The organism is Bradyrhizobium sp. AZCC 2289 (genome assembly GCF_036924615.1).
Classification (GTDB): domain Bacteria; phylum Pseudomonadota; class Alphaproteobacteria; order Rhizobiales; family Xanthobacteraceae; genus Bradyrhizobium.
This window is the reverse complement of record NZ_JAZHRY010000001.1, coordinates 8933971-8951973: the sequence shown is the minus strand read 5'-3', so window position 1 is coordinate 8951973 and position 18003 is coordinate 8933971. Positions and strand designations below refer to the sequence as shown.

Annotated in this window: 16 protein-coding genes and 1 pseudogene; 5 read left to right on the top strand and 12 right to left on the bottom strand. The window is 60.3% G+C overall.

What is annotated here, in order from left to right; all coding sequences use genetic code 11:
* Positions 1 to 736 precede the first annotated feature (736 nt).
* The 10 genes and pseudogenes from V1289_RS41855 to V1289_RS41810 all read right to left on the bottom strand — a co-directional run bounded on the left by V1289_RS41855 (position 737) and on the right by V1289_RS41810 (position 10545).
* The gene (locus V1289_RS41855) at positions 737 to 1720 is read right to left on the bottom strand and encodes a S1 family peptidase (RefSeq protein WP_334405199.1); all 984 of its coding nucleotides are present in this window, start codon (positions 1718 to 1720) and stop codon (positions 737 to 739) included.
* Positions 1721 to 2366: 646 nt separating this feature from the next.
* Positions 2367 to 3584, bottom strand: coding sequence for an IS256 family transposase (locus V1289_RS41850; protein ID WP_334407198.1), 1218 nt, complete (start codon positions 3582 to 3584; stop codon positions 2367 to 2369).
* A gap of 285 nt (positions 3585 to 3869) precedes the next feature.
* Positions 3870 to 4604, bottom strand: coding sequence for a hypothetical protein (locus V1289_RS41845; protein ID WP_334405197.1), 735 nt, complete (start codon positions 4602 to 4604; stop codon positions 3870 to 3872).
* Positions 4605 to 4662: 58 nt separating this feature from the next.
* A complete protein-coding gene (locus V1289_RS41840; protein ID WP_334405196.1) occupies positions 4663 to 5394 on the bottom strand; it encodes a metallophosphoesterase family protein in 732 nt (243 codons plus the stop codon).
* Positions 5395 to 5610: 216 nt separating this feature from the next.
* Complete coding sequence (locus V1289_RS41835; protein ID WP_334405195.1) at positions 5611 to 6561, bottom strand: catechol 2,3-dioxygenase; 951 nt, start codon at positions 6559 to 6561, stop codon at positions 5611 to 5613.
* A 12-nt stretch (positions 6562 to 6573) separates the two neighbouring features.
* Positions 6574 to 7419, bottom strand: a complete 846-nt coding sequence (locus tag V1289_RS41830) for an ABC transporter substrate-binding protein (RefSeq protein WP_334407888.1) — start codon at positions 7417 to 7419, stop codon at positions 6574 to 6576.
* Between the two features lie 7 nt (positions 7420 to 7426).
* Positions 7427 to 8119, bottom strand: coding sequence for a 4-carboxy-4-hydroxy-2-oxoadipate aldolase/oxaloacetate decarboxylase (locus tag V1289_RS41825; protein ID WP_334405194.1), 693 nt, complete (start codon positions 8117 to 8119; stop codon positions 7427 to 7429).
* Positions 8116 to 8830: pseudogene (locus V1289_RS41820) on the bottom strand (PIG-L deacetylase family protein). Before V1289_RS41820 ends, V1289_RS41825 begins: the two are co-directional and overlap by 4 nt.
* A 77-nt stretch (positions 8831 to 8907) precedes the next feature.
* Positions 8908 to 9783, bottom strand: coding sequence for an amidohydrolase family protein (locus tag V1289_RS41815; protein WP_334405193.1), 876 nt, complete (start codon positions 9781 to 9783; stop codon positions 8908 to 8910).
* A 36-nt stretch (positions 9784 to 9819) separates the two neighbouring features.
* Positions 9820 to 10545: a TetR/AcrR family transcriptional regulator gene (locus tag V1289_RS41810; RefSeq protein ID WP_334407886.1), complete on the bottom strand. Its 726-nt coding sequence runs from the start codon at positions 10543 to 10545 to the stop codon at positions 9820 to 9822.
* A gap of 156 nt (positions 10546 to 10701) precedes the next feature.
* On the opposite strand from V1289_RS41810, the gene V1289_RS41805 reads away from it, so the two are divergent.
* Together V1289_RS41805 and V1289_RS41800 are read left to right on the top strand one after the other, a co-directional pair.
* Positions 10702 to 11676: a tripartite tricarboxylate transporter substrate binding protein gene (locus V1289_RS41805; RefSeq protein ID WP_334405191.1), complete on the top strand. Its 975-nt coding sequence runs from the start codon at positions 10702 to 10704 to the stop codon at positions 11674 to 11676.
* Between the two features lie 28 nt (positions 11677 to 11704).
* On the top strand, positions 11705 to 12547 hold the full coding sequence (locus tag V1289_RS41800; protein WP_334405189.1) for a transporter substrate-binding domain-containing protein: 843 nt from the start codon (positions 11705 to 11707) through the stop codon (positions 12545 to 12547).
* A gap of 25 nt (positions 12548 to 12572) precedes the next feature.
* Here V1289_RS41800 and V1289_RS41795 read toward each other — a convergent pair whose 3' ends face one another.
* Both V1289_RS41795 and V1289_RS41790 read right to left on the bottom strand, forming a co-directional pair.
* A complete protein-coding gene (locus V1289_RS41795) occupies positions 12573 to 13937 on the bottom strand; it encodes an MFS transporter (RefSeq protein ID WP_334405187.1) in 1365 nt (454 codons plus the stop codon).
* Positions 13938 to 13974: 37 nt separating this feature from the next.
* The gene (locus tag V1289_RS41790; RefSeq protein ID WP_334405185.1) at positions 13975 to 14736 is read right to left on the bottom strand and encodes a GntR family transcriptional regulator; all 762 of its coding nucleotides are present in this window, start codon (positions 14734 to 14736) and stop codon (positions 13975 to 13977) included.
* A gap of 197 nt (positions 14737 to 14933) precedes the next feature.
* Between V1289_RS41790 and V1289_RS41785 the strand changes: the two genes are divergently transcribed.
* The 3 genes from V1289_RS41785 to V1289_RS41775 are packed head-to-tail and all read left to right on the top strand — an operon-like array spanning position 14934 to position 17977.
* Entirely contained in the window at positions 14934 to 16133 is a 1200-nt protein-coding gene (locus tag V1289_RS41785) for a mandelate racemase/muconate lactonizing enzyme family protein (protein ID WP_334405183.1), read from the top strand.
* Between the two features lie 9 nt (positions 16134 to 16142).
* Positions 16143 to 16910: an SDR family oxidoreductase gene (locus V1289_RS41780; protein ID WP_334405181.1), complete on the top strand. Its 768-nt coding sequence runs from the start codon at positions 16143 to 16145 to the stop codon at positions 16908 to 16910.
* A gap of 35 nt (positions 16911 to 16945) precedes the next feature.
* Positions 16946 to 17977 carry an L-idonate 5-dehydrogenase gene (locus V1289_RS41775; protein WP_334405180.1) on the top strand — a complete coding sequence of 344 codons (1032 nt, stop codon included), beginning with the start codon at positions 16946 to 16948 and terminating at the stop codon, positions 17975 to 17977.
* Positions 17978 to 18003 lie beyond the last annotated feature (26 nt).

Below are 18003 nucleotides of genomic sequence, written 5' to 3'. Positions count from 1 at the left end.
TCCCCCACACACGCGGTGCTTCATAAAGGACATACCTCCACAGTCTCGCGGCGCGATGCGCCCGAGTCTTGAAAGAGTTCACCCTCGAAAACGAGAGGGCGCAGGGAATGCCGGGTGCGCGCTGCACCCGCGGTCTCGTGTGCAAGATGCACAAGGAAATGCGCACACGAGCATACAGGTTCAGCGGAGGCATCCGGCATCCCCTGCGTGATGGCTTTACGGCTTATGCCGTGCTCTCCTCGGCGACGAATTCGTCTTGTCACCGTCGTCGGCGGATTCAAGCGGCTCCTCAAACCCGGTCGGGATCGAGTTTGCCACCGCCGACTTGGCACCAGCAACGGGTGTCAGGACCACACGGTTTTGCCGTACGCTAAAACGTCGTTCGTCCTGCGCGCCTGCCAATCGCTCACGAGGTTCAACCCGCCCTGCGACCCGCATGTGCGCGCCGACGCTCTCGCGTCCACCACATCCCATCCCGCGTTCGTGACGACGCGCGACCGCCCCTCTTCTTGGAACGGGATGGCCGGAGATAGGCCGCTGATTTGGGGTTTCAGTGAAGGGGAATTTTGCCCGTCGTGCCAATTTGTCGCAAGGCGACGGGCAGTCGCTTGCCGCTCGGACACAGCGGTATGCGCGGCCTCGATGAGCGCATAGGATCATCGGCAATCATCGCAAGAACGTATCGCGCGCCGTGCAAATTGTTTATCTCGATCAGAACAAATGGATCGACCTTTGATCACTTTGCTGGCGCAGCTTCGGGAATGGGAGCGGTTTCGGGAGGTTTCATCTTAAGTTGCTCAACCTTCCAAACTGCTTCCGAGCGTTCCTTGACCATCTCATTGATGTAGTCGACGGGAAACACCACCGCCAATCCCGAATTTTCTTCAAACGCAATTCTCTGATGCTTTGTCTGCAAACTGATAGCGACATCAGTATATGGCTGGTATCCTTGCACGACGCCAATGAGGGCTGCTTTTCCGTTAGATTTAGTTCCGGTGATGGATGTTATTTCTGGCTTCAAAACCACTGGACCACCGCTATTACCGGGAAATACGAAAGAATCGACCAGAAACCACTTGGACGCGCCGTCGAGATATTCAGATATCCGAGCAATCGCGCCCTGTCGCACGATCGCATAGTTTCGTGATTGCCCGGACAACCCCATCGGGAATCCAAGTATGAAGATGCCGTCACCCGCAGATACGCCAGCTTCGACCATTTGATTTTTAGTGAAAGCGTGTTGATCGTTGGCAAAAAATCCCGTCTCTAACTTCAAAGTCTTCAGCAATTCAATGGGCATCGGAACGGCAGCCAGATCGACATCGGGGCTCGGATGAAAAAACCAGTCAGCAATTGGTATTTCAAAATCTTGCGCTTTTGCTGTCGTTTCGGTCGCATCAACTCTAATGCCTATAGTGCCGCTTGCGTTCGCTGGGTGACTCTTCACAACATGACCAGCGGTTATCAAGAATACCGCGTATTTTTTCTTCGTAGAGTCCGGATCATCTTGAACCAAGTATCCGTAAAAGAAGCCGGTCCCCTCTGTGACCCATTTGGTAGTGGCCGGCTTGCCCAACTCCAAAACGGGCTGCATACCTCCTAGCGTGACTACTGAACTAAAGAAGTAAGGCGGGACTAATGCCGCCTCCGATCGGCCAAAGCCTAACGTGCACAACGCAATCAATGTCGTTGCAAAACCGAAGCGTTGCAGCATTAACATTCGAAACCCTCTGTTCAATTTACAATCCGCTCAAATCATCGTGCACGACACCAAATTTTCTTGTCACCTGGACGTCAAAAAATCGCCCTTCGGAATTACGGTGACAGTCCACTTAACTTCTAGGAGATTTAGTGCACTGTCACCGTAATTCCGTAATTCCCCTGCCAAAAAACTTTGCTCTGCATCTTGACGACCGGCCGGCTAATGGGTGTCACCGTAACTCCGGCGTTGGCGACCTCGTGATTTGATTTCATCTAACAAACAGGACTTAATACCTATGACTACCTAGAATTCATCGTTTTGAGAAAGCGCTCAACAATCCCACGAACTTGAGATTCCAGTTCAGGCGTCGTGAACTTCGAGACTTCAGAGACACCCGGCAGCCCTCTTAGTAGTCGAACGGCTCCCGATGACCCATCCACTATGCACTGGGGCTTGCGGACACTCGATGCGATGGTTGCTTCAACCGGCCCCGATTGGTCTGCATCCACCAAGACGGTGATGACGCCGTCGCAGGACTTTATCATTTCGAATACCGCCTTAAAGAAGTCAGGCGGAGATAGCTTATCTATATCGCGCGAGGTGCCGTCGGAGAAGTGGTTGGAATTGGGCGTGGCGCATTCTCCGGGAACATGAGGGTATCGTTTCAGGCTGCGAGGTCAATCGGCTGATTGCCAGGCTTTACGGCGAGCGTCTGCCATCCATCGACCTTGCGCATGTTGATCTGTCCAGAGGCGAGCAGCGCCCAGAACAACATGGCTGCGGTGTCTGCTGACGGCAGCACGGTTTGCGTCTTGATTCTTCGCTTGAACTCTTCGTGCAGCCGCTCGATTGCATTGGTGGTGCGCACGCTGCGCCATTGGCTCGGCGGCAGGCGCGTGAAGGTGAACAAGCGTTCTCCTGCCTCCTCCAGGCTGTCGGCGACGGCGCGATGCTTGAGCCTCCATTTGCGGATGAAGGCTTTGCGGCGCGCTTCGATCTCCTCAGGCGTCGTCGCGTAGATCATGTCGTTGTAATCAGCGGTGATCTCGTCATGCAGCCGCTCTGGGGCATGTGCGAACAGGTTCCTGTGCTTGTGGACCGTGCAGCGCTGGACCGGCACGCCGTCCCAGACGGAGGCGATGGCCTTGTCGAGCCCCGGCGCGCCATCGACGATGAGGAATTCCGGACGCCGCAGCCCGCGATTGATGAGGTCAGCAAGGACAGTGCGCCAGGCCTCGGCGCTCTCGCCGCCCATGCTCTTGATCGCGAGCAGCACCTTCTGGCCGTCCTCGCGCACGCCGAGAACGACCAGCAGCGAGATGGAGGTCGCCTTGCGGTCGAGCCGCACGCGCACCACGGTGCCGTCGAGGATCAGGCGCACGATCGGCTCTCCAGTCAGCGAGCGGGTGTGCCAGGCGTCCCAGTCGCTCTTCACCTTGCGCCAGGTCCGGCTCACCGTGTCCTTGCCGACCGTCCCGCCGAACAAGGCCGCGAGCGCGCGACGCACCCGCCGCGTGTTGGTGCCAGCGAGATACGTGCTCGCGATCAGCGCGTCGGCGGCCAGTGTGCGCCGCTGATAGGCCCGCAGCGTCTGGCTCTTCCATTCGGTCGTCTTGCCATCGGCAGTGGTCAGACGGGCGCGCGGCACCGCGATCTCGATCGGTCCGAACGTGCCGGTCAGCGATCGCGTCCGGCTGCCGTGGCGGTGGCCCGCAACGCTCGCTCTTCCTTCGTTGCCGGACATCGGGATGCGCCCGTAACGTGGCCGCGAAAGTGCCGCCTCGAGCTCGCCGCGGAGCAGTTCTTCGATGAACTCACGCGATCGAGCCCGCACTTCGGCCTCAAGCGGATCAAACCAATTGTCGAAAAGATCGCCGGCCATATCGGCCGCAGGCTGCAAAGAATCAGGCTTCGTGGTAGTGCTCGTCATGGCGTGGTCTCCAGTCCGACGCTTCAACGCCGGATGATTCGAGGTTGATCACCCCGGAGACTACGCCACACTCAATTCCTACCAACCCCGCGACGGCACCTCGCGCGACCGAAGCGGCAATTCTACAGTGTGCCCTTTTAGTGCACTCTCGATCACAAGATAAATCCTACCAAGTGTTTCCTTCTCACTTAGCTGCTCCACAACTGGCCCAGATACGTAGAATTTCATAATCTTTCCTCATCCCAGATCAATAGGAGGATGATCCGGTCTGCGATAAACGGTCGGCATCCGGACATAGACGTAACCATAAGCAACGTCCCCATCTGAAAAACTGAGCTTGGCCTGAACGAGCATCGGGCCATAGTAGTGAAAGGTGGCACAGAAACGGTGGTCTTTGTCACCTTGGACGGTGATCACTGCATTACTTTCTCCAGCACTCCAAGTGACCGCTAATGGTCGATCTTTTTTCTTGTCTCGTGTTGACTCATGAAACTCGATCCACACTCTCGCTTCATTATGCTGCCCGGATATAAGCGAGGGCATAACTTCGCAGACGGGGAGATTGTATCTCAGTTGATTGTAGAGCTTTCTCCGGCGATGTTCATCTTGCTTGTCTGTGGCGGTTTCAAATTCGCGCAGTTCCGTTGCAATAGATTGCGGGAATGACGGGCCACCAAGATACGGACGATCGTCGATTAAACGAGTCATCCATCTCCAATCGCTAGACAGCAGACGCTCACCTTTTTTACTTACGATGAGCCGGCTGGTCCAAAGCATTATCCGTCCCTGCTTAGCTTCCGGATTCCACTTAACCCGAATGCTATTATAACAATTGAATCCATCTTCTGGCAGTTCTGTACTACTGGCCGATCCACCTGCAACGATCAAAATAGGAGGCCGCTGCATTTCATGAAACGCTGTGTAACTGTTTTCAGAAAAATGATATGGATTGTGCTTGTGACCATGCAGCACCAGATGAAATCCAAAATTCCTCAGCATATTTAGTAGTAGACCCGAATTTTCTACCGCATCATATCCTCGACCCGGCTCCGCCGAGGCCTGGAATAAGCACCGGGTGATGATGAATGAGGGCGATGCGGATTGCAGACTCAAGTCGCTTCGATTCTATGCCCTCCAGAAACGACTTGAGCTGATTCAGCTGATCCTCATCCACCAACCCACGTTTTTCCTCCGGTGTATCTTTTTGAACGTATTCCGATGAGTTTAGGCAAACAATGATCGCCCCGAGATCATCTACGCGATCATGAAAGGAGATTCGGCTTTTATGATCACGGGTCGAATATGGGGTCCCGAATGTGTCCGCACAAAACTTTGCCCAAGGTGCCCACCGATCCTCGGATTCTTTGGCGCCGAACGCTAAATCGTGATTGCCCGGGACAACAAAAATATTTTTCAAGCCTCGGGAGCTGCCGTATATCTTTCCAACACCTAGCTGCTTTATGAATGCTTCAGCTTCCCGAAATTCGTCGGCAGTGGCTTTTTCCGCGAAATCTCCCGTCAGACATACAATGACCGGACAAGCTGGATCTGGTCTTTCGGCTAAATCGCGCAACAAGGATTTAATCAAACTGGCCCGTCCGGCTTCGGGAATTTTGCCGTCGCCGGTTGCCAGTGCCGGTCCAAATCGGTGGTTTTTACCGAAATGAATATCTGACAGGTGAACAATCGCAATTTGCCGCGTAGGAGGAACACGGCGCGCGTCGGGAAAACTCTTTTTTCGCGGATGCGATTCTTTCGCCACGAAAATATCCCCCCATAGATCACTATGCTCGCGGAACTTTTCTTCTATCTTAGGGCGAGTTTCAGGGATAATGTCGCCTACCAAGGCCTTATGCAATAGTTAAGGTATTGATTTCTGCATGATTGGTCGGTGCTGGAAAGCCCGCGCAACAAGTCTGGACATGAGGCCACGACGCTGGTCGACGATTGTGCGAGACACGTCAGGCAGTCCTACTCCTCACACCGGCGGCGTGCCGTGGGTGTGGAACGACTCGATCGTCTTCAGGCCCCAGGCCTGGCCCTTCTTGCGCTCTTCCTCGGTCCACACGATCGGCTTCCAGTCTGGTGCGAGGATCAGGCGGGCGCCGGCATTGGCGACTTCGACGCGGTTGCCGCCGGGCTCGTAGACGTAGAGGAAGAAGGTCTGCTGGATCGCGTGCTTGTGCGGGCCGGTCTCGATATAGACGCCGTTCTCCAGAAAGATATCGGCGGCGCGCAAAATTTCCTCGCGGCTGTCGAGCGCGTAGGTGACGTGGTGGAAACGTCCCGGCACATTCGAACGGTCGTGCGAATAGGCAAAATCGTAGCTCTTGTTCGACATCGTCATCCACATCGCCGCTTCGGTGCCGTCGTTGAGCACGATCTGCTCGGTCAGCCGGCAGCCCAGATATTTTTCGAAGAAGATCCGGTTGGCCTTGATGTCGACCGCGAGGCAATTGAGGTGATCGAGCCGCCGGACATTGACGCCGCGCGCCGGAAAGCGCTGCGCCTGGTTCTTCAGCGCGGGTTTTAGCTCGGGCGGCGCCTGATACCATTCGGTCTCGTAATAGAGTTCGACGATATGGCCGTCCGGATCCCGGCAGCGGAATGCCGGTCCCTGCCCCATGTCGCCATCGATCCAGCCGATATCGAAGCCGGAACCCTTGAGCGCGGCAACCCGACGCTCCAGCGCCTGCGGGCTGCGGGCCCGCAGCGCCATGTGCTCCATGCCCGAGGTCTTCGATGCCGTGAGCTTGAGCGAATAGCGCTCGTAATCGTCCCAGCCGCGCAGATAGGCCGACTCGCCCTGCCGGCCACTGATGGTCATGCCCATGACGTCGACGAAGAATTTCAGGTTCTCGTCCGGCTTCGGCGTCAGCATTTCCATGTGGCCGAGATGGGCGAGATCGAAGATCGGCTCCGGGTTCATTGGAGGCTCTCCTTAATGTAACGCCCGTGTCACGTCGTCGAACAACTCATCGACGGTGAACGCGCGCGGGATCAGTCCCTGCTGCGCGGTGTAGCCGATGATCATTTCAAGCGAGCTCCGCATCTCATCCGCGCTGAATTGCGGCGCGGCGGCCGCGCCCTCGGTGGACTCTGACAGCAGCCGATGCACTTCCCGCACGGCGTCAGGGTGTCTCTCGGACAGATCCTGCTTCACCACCACCATATGGTTGATCGGCACGACGCCGTGTTTGGCGAACCAGGCTTTCTCTTCCGCAACGACATCGGAAAACAGCGGCTTCAGGTCCGGATGATCGGATTTCTCGCCGAGCACCGCATCGAGTTCGCCGTCGACCAGCATCTGGATGATTGGCTTGCCCGCCGGCGCCCGCTTGGTCGTATCCCTGAATTCGGCGACGTGGGCATCCTCGAAGGTGACCCAGTCGATCGAACCAAGATCGACGCCGTAATCATTGGCCAAAATGCCGCGCAGCCAGGCGCCCGTGGTGGTGGTGAAGGAGCGGATGCCGACGCGCTTGCCGTTCAGGTCGGCCGGCTTCAGCGTTCCCCGCTTGGCGTTATACAGCGCGTGGCCATGCTGAAACCGCGCCACCACCACATCAGGCAGCAGCACCATCGGCTTGCCAACACTTTTCGCCATCAGGTAGGTCACGATCGCCATCTCCGAGACGTCGAACGCCGCTTCGCGGACCATCGGCTTGAAGCCCTTGTTGGTCGGCGAATAGTCGACAAAGTCGAATTCGACCAAATCGGATTTGATCGAACCGCTCTTCAGCGCCGAGGTGCCGGGATGGTCGCCGAGCAGCGTGCGCAGGCGCATCGCCACCTCAGTCCTCCTCCGGCTCGTCGATATAGACGAGGCCCGCCTTCGCAAGCGGCTCGCGCATATTGTACATGTCGAGCCCGAGCACGCCGGCCGCGAGTTGCTTGCGTTTGCCCTCCTCGTCGGCATGGCGCTTTTCGCCCTTCGCCACCACGTCGGCCGCATCCCTTCGCCTGACCACCACGACGCCGTCGTCATCGGCGACCACGGCATCGCCCGGCATGACGTTGATCCCGGCGCAGACCACGGGCACGTTGACGGCGCCCAGCGTCGCTTTCACGGTGCCCTTGGCGGAAATCGCCTTCGACCAGACCGGAAAGCCCATTTCGCGCAGCGACTTTGCATCGCGCGCGCCGGCATCGATGACGAGGCCGGTGACGCCGCGCGCCATCAGCGAGGTCGCCAGCAGATCGCCGAACATGCCGTCGGTATTATCGGCGCTGCATCCGACCACCAGGATGTCGCCGGGCTTGCACTGTTCGACCGCAACATGGATCATCCAGTTGTCGCCGGGATGCGCCAGCACGGTGACCGCGGTACCCGCGGCCTCGCCGCCGGTCCATACCGGGCGCAGATAGGGCTTCATCAGGCCAAAGCGGCCATAGGCCTCGTGCACCGTGGCGGTGCCGAGCGCGCCGAGCCGTTTGACCAGGTCGGCATCGGTTCGCTTGATGTTGCGGACAACGACGGTCTTCATGCCAGTTCCTCCAAGGCCATCGGGAACAGCCGCTGATAGGCCTCGCCATAGGTCATGGCCTTGCCCCGAGTTGCGGCCGCCCTGCATGCCGCGCTGCAGCGCGACGCGCTCATAGTAAGCCCACAGGTGCTTTTGTGCCGCGAGAATTTCAAACGTCTTGCGCTTGATGTCCCAGACCTCGTCGATGTTGAGGATCACCTGCGGCTTGAAATTGCACATCTCCGGCTGATGCGGTTCGAACAGGAACACCGGCGGGGCGTTGTAACTGTACTCGGCCTGCGGCTTGTGCCCCATCGCCTGTGCCACGATCCGCGCCTCCTGCGCATAGGCCGTGGCTGCCGGGTGATCGACGTTGTAGGGATCTTCCAGCGAATGCGTGAGAACAAAACTCGGGTTGGTTTCGCGGTAGATGTCGATCAGCCGCTCCATATGGGCGTCCGTCAGCCGCAGCGGATAATCGCCGGCATCGAAGAACTCGATCTCGGCGCCGAGCGCGGCTGCTGCGCGCTCCGCCTCGTCCTTGCGGCCGGCCTTGACCTTGTCGAGCGTCATGCCCGGCTGCTTCCAGGCGAACTGGGATTCGCCGCGCTCGCCGAATGCCAGGCACACGATCTTGACGCGATAGCCCTTCTTGACGTGAAGCGCGATGGCGCCGCCGGCGCGCCAAACGAAATCTCCGGGATGGGCTGACACAACAAGTCCGGTCTTCATGGGATGCAAACTCCCCCTTTGGTTGGAATTTTCGGGAACTGGTTTCTTGCGATGCGGCGAGCCGCTTGAATTTTGCCCTAGCTGTCGAATTCGAAAAGCCGGGCGGGATTGGTGACCAGCAGCTTGTGCTGAAACTCCGGCTCCGGCGCAAACAAGGGAATGAGGTCTATCAGATCGCCGTCATTCGGCATCACCTTGACGTTGGGGTGCGGCCAATCGGTGCCCCAGATGACGCGGTCCGGCGCCGTCTCGACGATGCGCCGCGCGAACGGCACCGCGTCGACGAAGGGCGGACCGGCGGAGGATACACGCTCGCTGCCGCAAACCTTGACCCAGCATTTTTCATCGCGCTGCATCAGGTCGATCAATGTCTTGAACGGAAGCTGATCGAGGCCGTCCGATGCCTTCACCCGTCCCATATGATCGATGGTGTACCGCACCGGAAGCCGCGCCAGCATTTCGGCATATTCAGGGAGATCGATGGCGTCGAAGTGCAGATCGACGTGCCAGCCAAAAGGCGCGATCATTTGCACCACCCGGTCAAATACCCGCATGTCGGGAACACCGCCGAGGTGGCGAACGAAGTTGAACCGGCAGCCGCTGAAGCCTCCGTCATGAAGCGCACGCAATTCGCGTTCGGTGATTTTGTCGTCAATATTGGCGACGGCGCGATAGGCCCCATTGCTGGCGGCGATCGCATCGAGCGCAACCCGATTGTCGGTCCCATGCACGCTGGCATTGACGATGACGGCGCGGCCGACGCCGAGCTTGGCGTGCAACGCCCGAAAGTCCTCCAAGCCCGCATCGGGAGGCGTATAGGGCCTGTCCGGCGCGTACGGGTATTTCGAGCCGGGCCCGAAGATATGGCAATGCGCGTCGCATGCCAGGGCAGGCAGCCTGAACTTCGGGCTTTTCGTGTCCGGATCGGGCCCGGGAATCGTCGGCGTGAACATCGCTGGCCTGGCTGCACCTGAACAATCGGACGGATTTTAGATTTTGTCTTGTGCCGGAGTTCGTCGCCGCGCGGGCGCCGGCTGATCGAGCGCGGGCGCCTGGAATGAGGCGACTGTCGCCCGCACCAGCTGCTCGATCGCATTTCCCGCATCGCCGCCGTCGGCGCTGCCGCGCGACAGGCGCGAGACGCGTTCGGGCGTCACCAGCGTGTAATAGAGCGCGCCGAGCAGGAAATGGCTGCGCCACACGATCTCGGTACGCGGGACATGCGGCAGGCTTTCGTGGATCGCGTCGATGAAGGCGTGGCTGGTGTCGTCAAAGGTCTGCGCGATAATCTTGCGCGCAACTTCGTTGCCCTCGGCCGACATGACCGCGCGCAGCCGTGTGAACCGCGCTCCCCCACCCGCGAGATCGCTGCCTGAAGAGAAGGCGGGTAGCACAAAGGCGCGGACGATCGCCTCCAGCCTGTCCTGCAGATCGCGAACCCGTCTGGCGGCCGCCAGCAATTCGGAGCGTCTGCGGTTCATCGGCCCGCAATGACGCCGGTAGATCTCCAGCAGCAGACCGTCCTTGGTCTTGAAGTGATAGGTCACGCTGCCGGGATTGGCGCCGGCGGCCTGCGCAATGTCGCGAACCGACACCGCGTTAAAGCCGTTGGTCGAGAACAACTCCTCCGCGGCCACGAGGATCGCCTCCCGCAAATTCGGTTTGCGGGTTGCGGCGGCCTTATCGGTGGCCTTGCTGGTCGGCTTGCGGATCATGGTATTTGTACGTATGTACAAAGGATAAGGTCCGGTCAACAGGAATAATGGGCACTAGTACTGGACCAGGCTACGGCGGCCGCCACGGCTCTGCAGCCGATCCTGTCCGGTCGGGCGGCGAGCCGCAAAAAAGCAAATCAAGAGGAGCGCATTTGTATGTCGGGCTTGATCAAGAAATTCGGCTGTCTTGCCGCAGGGGCTGCGCTGCTGGTCAGCGCCGGCGCGAACGCCGAGAATTTTCCGAGCAAGCCGGTCCACATTCTGGTGCCCTATGCGGCGGGTGGCGCGGTCGATGTGCTCGCGCGCACGCTCGGCCAGTCGCTGGCAAAAACCTGGGGCCAGCAGCCCGTGATCGACAACCGTCCCGGCGCCGGCGGGATCATCGCATCGCAAGCCCTCGCGCAGTCGCCACCGGATGGTTACACGTTGATCCTGGTCGCGAGCGGCCATCCGCTCAATCAGTTCATCTATCAGAGCCTGCCCTACGACACTTCTAGGGACTTTACGGCGATCAGCGAAATCGCGTCTTCGCCGCTCGCGGTCCTCGTCGCCAAGACAAGTCCCTATGCGAATCTCGGAGACCTCCTCGCCGCGGCACGAAAGGACCCGGACGCGCTGTCCTACGGCATGTCCGGCAATGGCACCTCCGCACATCTCGCGGGCGAGTTGCTGAAGTACATGGCCGGGGTGAAGATCGTCGCCGTTCCCTACAAGGGCGGCGCGCCGGCGCTGACGGCCGTGATGGCCGGCGATATTCCGATCAGCTTCAATCCGCTTGCGGAAGTGGTGGGCCAGCTTGACGGGGGACAATTGCGCGCGGTTGCCGTGACTTCCGCGCAGCGTTCGAAAACCCTGCCCGAGGTTGCGACCGTCGCGGAGTCCGGAGTTCCCGGTTACGATGTTTCGGTCTGGTGGGGATTTCTAGGGCCCGCCCACATGGCGCCCGAGATCGTGGCGAAGCTCGAGACCGACCTGAAAGCAGCGTTGCAGGATCCGAACGTCCTGACGACGCTGGAGAAGATCGGCGCGACGCCGGTCGGCAGCGGAGCAAAGGAATTTGAGGCGTTCATGCATGCGGAGGCCACCAAATGGGAGCCGGTGCTGAAAGCGGCGAACATCCGGGCGCAGTGAGAGCAACCCACGACAAGGACACATCAAGATGATTCGATCCAAACTGTTACGCTCGCTACCGCGCGCGATTACGAGAGCTTCCCGCCTCGCTCGAAGCGCCCTGCTCGCCTGCATCGCGCTTGCCGCGATGAGCGCGGTTTCGGCCAATGCCGGCGACGAGAAGGAATTGCTCGCCCCAAAAGGCAGTTTGCGCGTCGGCGTCTATCCGGGCAGTCCGACCTCGATGGTGACAGACCCCGCCACCAAGCAAACCCACGGCCTGGCCTACGATCTCGGAGCGGAGTTCGCCAGGCGGCTGCAAGTGCCGGTCGACTACGTCACGTTCCAGCGTGTCGCTGACGTCGTCAGCGCCATCAAGAACGGCGAGGTCGATTTCACGGTCACCAATGCCACGCCGGCGCGGGCGAACGACGTCAGCTTCAGCCCGCCCGTGATATCGGTCGAGCTCGGCTATCTCGTCCCCGCCAATTCCCCGATCAGCCGCGCCGACGACCTGGACCGGCCGGGCGTTCGAATAGGGGTCACCAAGGGCAGTACATCGGAACGCACCCTCCCCGCCAGGTTCAGGAACGCAAAGATCGTTCCGGCTGAAAGCGTCAAGCTGGCGGTCGGGATGCTCGACCGCGGCGAGCTCGACACCTATGCGACCAACAAGCCCACGCTGTTCGAAATGTCGGATTCGATACCCGGTGCACGGGTGCTCAATGGCAATTGGGGACTGGAGCATATGGCCATAGCTATCCCCAAAGGCCGCGAGCAAGGCCTGGCTTTCGTTGCGGCTTTTGTGAAGGAAGTTCAATCCAACGGACTGCTGGAGCGGATCCAGCAGCAGGCCGGATTAAGGGGCGCGGTCAACGCTGAGCCCAAATAGGATTCGACCTGCGCCCCCTCTCCTGTCAGTCGTGCTCGTAACCGTAGACCTCCGGCAGGATGAAGATCGCGGCTAACAGCCCGATCAACGGGAAGATCGCGACGAACAGCGTCGCGTTGGCCTGCCCGATCGCCGCGAACAGCGACGGGAACAGGAAGATCGCCAGGAACGACGGCAGCTTGACGAACATGTAGGCAAAGCCGCTCGCGGTTCCCCGGTATTCCGGCTTCGCCACCATGGTCGGGATCGTCATGCAGTTTGAGGCGTCCCAATAGTGTCCCCACAGCATGCCTGCCGCGGCGAAGGGCAGGACGTATTTGTGGTCGGTATAGAGTGCCGCCGCGGCAATGAGCAGCGAAACCAGCACGATCGAAAATCCGGCGATGCCGATGCCGCGATGGCCGATCTTCGGCGTCAGCAGCGGTCCGACCCAGCCGGACACCGCTGCGAACGCGAACAGCGCCATGGTGACGAGATTGTTGCCGAGGATGGTGGAGACGCCGACCATCGCGAACATGACAGGCAGATAGAACGCGAAGGTCGAGAACTCGCTCGCCTGCGCAAAGCAGGCGATCCAGCCATACAACGTCGCGCGCCAGCGGATCGGATCCTTGCGCAGATCGGCCAGGAAGGCCGCCGGGCGCGCCTTCGGCACCACGATGTCCTCATTGGGCAGCATGTCCAGCGGATCATTATACATCTCGCGCGCGACCTGCTTGGCCTCGCGGAAACGGCCTTTCTGCACCAGCCACACCGCCGTTTCCGGTATGTCGTGACGCATGACGAGAATGACGAACGCAGGCAGTGCGCCTAATCCCAGCGTCACCCGCCAGACCGTCTCGTGGTCGAGGTTGAGGATGAGGAAGATCGCGATCACGCCCAAGGTCAGGACTTCACCGATAGCGAACATGAACTGCCAGCGGTTGCCCATCACCTCGCGCTCGCCCTTGGCCATGGATTCCATGATGTAGGTGTAGCCGGTCGAGATATCGCTGCCGAGCGGAACGCCGAGCAGAAAGCGAATGACGATGAGTTCCCCGATGTTGGTGACGAATGCCTGCGCCAGCGCCAGAATGATGAACAGGATCATCGTCACGAGGAACATGATGCGCCGGCCGATTTTGTCGGACAGCCATCCGCCGATCAGGGCGCCAATCAGCGCGCCGCCTTGCGTGCCGGCGGCCGCGAGACCCAGCAGCAACGGATCCGGCTGATATTGTTCGCGGATGAAGATCAGAACGAACGCGATGGAATAGAGATCCCAGGCTTCGACCAGGATCGAGGCCATCATCAGCCATCCGACCTTGTTGCCCTTGGGGCTGTATTTGGTGATGAGGTAGCGGACGGCGCTATCCATCGCCGCGCGCTGTGGAAGAACTGCCGTCGTCATGTTCGTTACTCCCTGTGTTTTTGTAAAATCGCGATTGCTAGAGGTCGGGCAGCGGCTCGATGCTGCAATCGAGCAGGGCCGGATCGATGCCGGATTCCATTCCGTCGAACATGCCGTCCATGAAATCGATCAGCACATCGACCGCCGCTTCGGCGCGATCGACCCGCCGGTTGGCGACAGCACTCAGGATCGCAAGATGGCTGTCGATGGTACCTGAAAGGTCGGCGTGGCCCGGCATATACCGGTGATGGATGAAGCCGATGCGGCGATAGATCGTGTGCAGCGGTTTTAGCGTATGGGCGAGGAACGGCTCGCCGGCCGCGGCGAGGATCAGCGTATCGATGCGGCGATCGAGGCTGTTGAATTCGGCCAGCGTCAGCGTGTCGTGCTTTTCCTTCAGCACGCGCTCGATCCGAAGCGCCTGATTGCGGTGCGAGAGGCTGGCGCGCTCGGCCGCGAGCTTGACGACGAAACGCTCGATGTCGCGCCTGAGCTTCAGCAGCAGCCGCTCGCGCGCCAGATCAATCGGCGCGATCTGCAGGCCGTGACGGGGCCGGATGATGATCAGCGTATCGGCCGCGAATTGGTTCACCGCGTTGTGCACCGGCGTCCGTCCGAATCCGGTGACGGTCTGCAGTTCCTGCACTGTCAGGAAACGTCCGGGCTTCAGCTCACAATTGACCAGCAGGTCTTCGATGCGCTGGTAGGCGAGCTCGAAGAAGTTGATGCGGTTGCGCCGGCTCGGGGCGCCGCTCGCGTCCGGACGCACCAGTTCCAACGCGCTCTTGCGCCGTGCCATCCCTGTTTCCTCCGCCCGCATTCTCGCCGGGTCGCTATTCCCTGGCGTCAACCATAAAACATATTGTGATATATTACAAGCAGCGCTAATCTCCCGCGCAATCGCGGCCCGAAATGCGGCCGCCGCAACCAACAAGAGCCCTCCTGCCCCGGACCGTCGGTCGCGCGAGGGCCATGCCCCATGGGAGGACGCCCGCCGTGAAGATCATTTCGATCGAAACCCTGCGCACCGAAGAATTCGCCAACGTGCTGTGGGTCCGCGTGCACACCGACGCCGGAATCATCGGCCTCGGCGAAACCTTTTACGGCGCGGGTGCCGTCGAGGCCCAGATCCACGATACCTTTGCCGGACGGCTGCTCGGCCGCGATCCGCTGCACATCGAGGCAATCCATCGCGACATGCTCAACCTGCCGATGGCGCAGTCCTCGACCGGGGTCGAGTATCGCGCCGCTTCCGCCATCGACATCTCGCTGTGGGACCTGTTCGGCAAGGTCTGCCATCAGCCGGTCCATCAGATGCTGGGCGGTCTCTGCCGCGACAAGCAGCGCATCTACAATACCTGCGCGGGCTACCAATATGTCCGCTCCACCAACATCAAGCCGGTATCCAACTGGAACCTCGGTGCATCCGACGGCCCCTATGAAGACCTCGACGGCTTTATGCACCGTGCCGACGCGGTGGCCGAAAGTCTGCTTGAGAGCGGAATTAGCGCGATGAAGATCTGGCCGTTCGATCCGGCGGCGCAAGAGAACCAGGGTCTGTTCATCAGCGCGGAACAGATGAAGAAGGCCGTCGAGCCCTTTGAAAAAATCCGTAAAGCCGTCGGCGACAGAATGGAGATCATGGTCGAATTCCACTCGCTGTGGAATCTGCCGACCGCCAAGAAGATCGCCAAGGTGCTCGAAGCGTACAGTCCGACCTGGTACGAAGACCCGATCCGCATGAATTCGCCGCAGGCGCTGGCGGAATATGCCCGATCGACCGACGTCTGGGTCTGCGCCAGCGAGACGCTCGGTTCACGCTATCCCTACAAGGACATGCTCGACCGCGACGCGATGCACGTTGTGATGGCCGATCTGTGCTGGACCGGCGGGCTCACCGAGGGCCGCAAGATCGCCGCCATGGCCGAGACCTATCACCGTCCCTTCGCGCCGCACGATTGTATCGGCCCGGTCGGCTTCGCCGCCGCCGTGCATATGTCGTTCAGCCAGCCGAATACGCTGATCCAGGAATCCGTACGCGCCTTCTACAGGGGCTGGTACAATGAACTCGTCACCAACATGCCTGACATCAGGGATGGCTACGTTTATCCGATGGAAGGCGAAGGTCTCTGCATCGACCTTCTGCCCGCGGTCTATGATCGTTCCGATCTGACCGTGCGCCGCAGCAACATCTAAGGATTTGAAATGTCGCACGCCTTGTTCGATCTCTCCGGCCACACCGCCCTGGTGACCGGTTCCTCGCGCGGGCTTGGCCGCGCCATTGCCGAGGGGTTGGCGAAAGCCGGCGCGCGGTTGATCATCAACGGCGTCGACCCGGGGCGCGTCGAGGCTGCGGTGGCCGACATGCGCGGCGCCGGACACGCCGCGGAAGGTTCAGCCTTCGATGTCACCGATGAGGAGGCAATCGTTGCAGCCTTTAATCGCTTCGACGCTGCCGGTATCGAGATCGACATCCTCGTCAACAATGCCGGCATTCAAGTTCGAAAACCGCTGGTCGAATTCTCTTCCGCCGAATGGCGCAAGGTGATCGAGACCAACCTCACCAGCGCCTTCGTGATCGGTCGCGAAGCGGCCAAACGGATGATCCCGCGCAAGCGCGGCAAGATCGTCAACATCGGATCGCTGGCGAGCGAACTGGCGCGGCCGACGGTCGGGCCCTACACCGCGGCCAAAGGCGGCATCAAGAACCTGACGCGTTCGATGGCGGTCGAATGGGCGGCGAGCGGTATTCAGGCCAACGCCATCGGCCCCGGCTACATGCTGACCGACATGAACGAGGCCTTGGTGAACAACCCTGATTTCAACGGCTGGCTGATGTCCCGCATCCCCTCGAAGCGCTGGGGACGTCCCGACGAACTCGTTGGTGCTGCGGTATTCCTCGCCTCAGCCGCATCCGACTACGTCAACGGCCAGATCATCTACGTCGATGGCGGCATGCTGGCGGCGATGTAAGCCCGCCCGCCACGACCAAACGCCAGGAGAACATCATGCAAGCCGTCGTCATCCACGCTCCGAAAGATCTGCGGATCGACAGCTTTCCAGATCCGGCGCCGGGTGCCGGCGAAGTCCGCGTCAGGATCGCGGCCGGCGGCATCTGCGGTTCGGACTTGCACTATTATCATCACGGTGGCTTCGGCACGGTCCGGATCCAGCAGCCGATGGCGCTCGGGCACGAAATATCGGGCGTGATCGCCGCTGTCGGCGGCGACATGCCGCATCTCAAATCCGGGATGCGGGTGGCCGTCAATCCGAGCAGGCCCTGCAACGTCTGCGTCCATTGCCGCGAGGGAATGCGCAATCAATGCCTCGACATGCGCTTCATGGGCAGCGCGATGCGCATGCCGCATGTGCAGGGAGGCTTTCGCGAGAACGTGACGGTCGAGGCATCGCAGGCTATTCCGATCGCCGATTCCCTCTCGCTCGGCGAAGCCGCCATGGCCGAGCCGCTCGCGGTCTGCCTCCACGCCGGAAAGCAGGCAGGCCCCCTGCTGGGAAAACGCGTTCTGGTGACCGGCTGCGGCCCGATCGGCGCGCTGATGGTTGTCGTGGCGCGCTACGGCGGTGCTGCGGAAGTGGTCGTGACCGATATCGCCGACGCGCCGCTGGCCGTTGCACGAACACTCGGCGCGAGCCTTACCGTCAACAGCGCGACGGAAGCATCCAGGCTCGATCCCTATCGCGCCGGCAAGGGTGTGTTCGACGTCCTGTTCGAAGCCTCAGGCAATCAGGCGGCGTTGCGCGCCGCGCTCGACCTGATGCGCCCTGGCGGAATCATTGTGCAACTCGGGCTCGGCGGCAAAATGACGCTTCCGATCAACAGCATCGTCACCAAGGAATTGCAGTTGCGCGGCACGTTCCGGTTCGATTCCGAATTCGAACTCGCACTGCGTCTGATGGGCGAAGGCCTGATCGACGTGAAACCGCTGATCACCGCGTCGCTGCCGTTCAACAGGGCGGTCGATGCTTTCGAGTTGGCCAGCGACCGGTCGAAATCGATGAAGGTGCAGCTTACGTTTTGAGCGCGGCATCCAGACGGACGTCCGAA

Excerpts from the sequence above, each read along its gene's own strand:
- V1289_RS41855 (WP_334405199.1), bottom strand. The coding sequence starts at position 1,720 with ATGTTAATGCTGCAACGCTTCGGTTTTGCAACGACATTGATTGCGTTG.
- V1289_RS41850 (WP_334407198.1), bottom strand. The coding sequence starts at position 3,584 with ATGGCCGGCGATCTTTTCGACAATTGGTTTGATCCGCTTGAGGCCGAA.
- V1289_RS41835 (WP_334405195.1), bottom strand. The coding sequence starts at position 6,561 with ATGAACCCGGAGCCGATCTTCGATCTCGCCCATCTCGGCCACATGGAA.
- V1289_RS41830 (WP_334407888.1), bottom strand. The coding sequence starts at position 7,419 with ATGCGCCTGCGCACGCTGCTCGGCGACCATCCCGGCACCTCGGCGCTG.
- V1289_RS41825 (WP_334405194.1), bottom strand. The coding sequence starts at position 8,119 with ATGAAGACCGTCGTTGTCCGCAACATCAAGCGAACCGATGCCGACCTG.
- V1289_RS41815 (WP_334405193.1), bottom strand. The coding sequence starts at position 9,783 with ATGTTCACGCCGACGATTCCCGGGCCCGATCCGGACACGAAAAGCCCG.
- V1289_RS41810 (WP_334407886.1), bottom strand. The coding sequence starts at position 10,545 with ATGATCCGCAAGCCGACCAGCAAGGCCACCGATAAGGCCGCCGCAACC.
- V1289_RS41805 (WP_334405191.1), top strand. The coding sequence starts at position 10,702 with ATGTCGGGCTTGATCAAGAAATTCGGCTGTCTTGCCGCAGGGGCTGCG.
- V1289_RS41800 (WP_334405189.1), top strand. The coding sequence starts at position 11,705 with ATGATTCGATCCAAACTGTTACGCTCGCTACCGCGCGCGATTACGAGA.
- V1289_RS41795 (WP_334405187.1), bottom strand. The coding sequence starts at position 13,937 with ATGACGACGGCAGTTCTTCCACAGCGCGCGGCGATGGATAGCGCCGTC.
- V1289_RS41790 (WP_334405185.1), bottom strand. The coding sequence starts at position 14,736 with ATGGCACGGCGCAAGAGCGCGTTGGAACTGGTGCGTCCGGACGCGAGC.
- V1289_RS41780 (WP_334405181.1), top strand. The coding sequence starts at position 16,143 with ATGTCGCACGCCTTGTTCGATCTCTCCGGCCACACCGCCCTGGTGACC.
- V1289_RS41775 (WP_334405180.1), top strand. The coding sequence starts at position 16,946 with ATGCAAGCCGTCGTCATCCACGCTCCGAAAGATCTGCGGATCGACAGC.